The organism is Mesorhizobium sp. YR577 (assembly GCF_900116595.1).
Taxonomy (GTDB): domain Bacteria; phylum Pseudomonadota; class Alphaproteobacteria; order Rhizobiales; family Rhizobiaceae; genus Mesorhizobium_M.
In genome coordinates this window covers 1-1844 of record NZ_FPBI01000066.1, presented here as the reverse complement: position 1 = coordinate 1844, position 1844 = coordinate 1, and the positions used below count along the sequence as shown (strand labels likewise).

General features: G+C 57.5%; 2 protein-coding genes and 1 pseudogene. All 3 read right to left on the bottom strand.

Annotated features, from left to right (window positions below):
* Window positions 1-191: pseudogene (locus tag BM413_RS32335) on the bottom strand (transposase); the annotation flags it as partial.
* Between the two features lie 303 nt (window positions 192-494).
* Window positions 495-617: a hypothetical protein gene (locus BM413_RS33980; protein WP_244538157.1), complete on the bottom strand. Its 123-nt coding sequence runs from the start codon at window positions 615-617 to the stop codon at window positions 495-497.
* 232 nt (window positions 618-849) lie between these two features.
* Window positions 850-1269, bottom strand: coding sequence for a helix-turn-helix domain-containing protein (locus BM413_RS33975; protein WP_244538156.1), 420 nt, complete (start codon window positions 1267-1269; stop codon window positions 850-852).
* Window positions 1270-1844 lie beyond the last annotated feature (575 nt).

Genomic DNA, 1844 nt, shown 5'->3' with positions numbered 1-1844 from the left:
ACGCCGCGCAGGCCGCGTCTGGTGAGCTTGCGCAGGAACTCCGTCCAGATCGGCTCTGCCTCGGAGGTGCCGATCTCCATGCCCAGCACCTCGCGCCGGCCGTCGGTGTTGACGCCGACCGCGATGATGACGGCAACGGAGACGATGCGTCCGCCCCGGCGGACCTTCAGGTAGGTGGCGTCGACAACCAGACCCTACCGGAAAGCGCCGATGACCACCGCGCTACCAGCTACACCACGTCCCGGGACGTCACCCAGAACGTCAGGTGACGCGTTTCAAGGGCGATTTGTTCCGGAATTTTGCATGACAGCTGGTGCAATCCTGCAGAATTAGATGGAACACGTGTTCGGCAGGCATTTTCGAGGGGTCCGGCTCATGTCCGACGCCAGTCCGTTTGCCCAGCAGGCTGCTTCCCATGGCTTCCGCGGCAAACTCACCGATCTCGGCCTTCGCAGCCAAAGTCCCGCCATAGGAGCCTTGGGGAAACTCGGCTATCAGAACGTCCGCGGATTTTGATTGGAGGTATCGGCAGCGCGTTTGAAGGCGACGGCATCATAGGGCACCTTGCCATCGAACATTCCGGCAATGGTCTTGGCGGATGCCGCCATTGCCTTCATGGACACCTGCCTACCTTCTACGATCCGATCGGGCGCCATGCCCGAGGCCGCTCCAGCCACTGCCATGCCCGAGCAGCAAGACCAAAGCAAGTTTGGCTGCCTGCTTCATTGCAAGGCAGTTTTTCCGGCTAGGCCGTCAATGATGGGACAATCGGGATGGGGCGTCGCGAGTTCCGTCAATTCAGCAAGCTGGATCAAGGTGGGTTGTTTCTTCGTCATTTTTGATACGTCGTCAGGTGCGGCTGGGACGGCGAGCAGGCCGCACACCTGCCTCGCCACCGTTTTCAGGAATGAATTCGATGCCGCCCGTCTCAAGTGTACGACGAATGGCAGTCATTTTGTTCCGATGGGGAATGCGCGCGCCGCGCTCAAAATCAGCAATTGTCGTTCTGGACACGTTTGCCTTTTCCGCCAACTCGTGCTGACTCCAACCAAGCATCGCTCTGGCGCCTCGACACTGCTCGACTGAAATCGTACTCATTGGCAGCGACTCAATCTTTGATATTGGTCGCTTGATTCCGCGCCGACCCGCATACTCGATAAGCGCGATTTCGATAACGGCCGTGACTGGGCGTCGATCCTTTTCCGTAAATTTCTGAGCCAGCAACAGAATGACTGGATCGAGACGTGTCGTGAACGGTTTCGTCGTCATCAAATGGATTCCGTACTTTCCGATCCCAGCCGCAGCCATATTGTTTTGGCCCACTGGCGGATCTGCGGAATAGTTTACACCCGACAGGGAGGATGTAATGGGATGGCGTTCCGATCAAGCCTATGAAGAGGAACAGCGTCGGGAATTCGCTCGATGGAAGGCTTCTATCGGCTGGCTGGAATATCTGCGATGGCGATGGTTTCGGTCGCGTGCCTTCTTGGCTGGGGCGGCTTGTGCAGTCGGTGCGATGCTGGTCTACAAATTACTATCCTGAACAACGGCGTCGCACCAAGACAAGGGGCAAAGCCTCAAAGCCACGCTTCACAGCCCTGCCTAGAGCACGCCCGGATCAATCGGAACGGCGAGCAAGCCGCATCCCTGCCCCACCACCATTTTTATGGGAAGCGGCCTTCGCTATCGTAGGCGGATGGAAACGAGCCTTTGGAATTCGGCTCAGTGCCCAGTTCCCGTTAAGCCAACCTAGTGTTCTGTCCCGCAAATAGCTTTACATAAGCGTTCGATCTTTTCGAGGATTTCTTGGCTTGTGGCGGTCCAGACAAAAGGTTTCGCCTTCG

Coding starts and splice junctions, on each gene's coding strand:
- BM413_RS33980 (WP_244538157.1), bottom strand. CDS start 617: ATGAAGGCAATGGCGGCATCCGCCAAGACCATTGCCGGAATGTTCGAT.
- BM413_RS33975 (WP_244538156.1), bottom strand. CDS start 1,269: ATGACGACGAAACCGTTCACGACACGTCTCGATCCAGTCATTCTGTTG.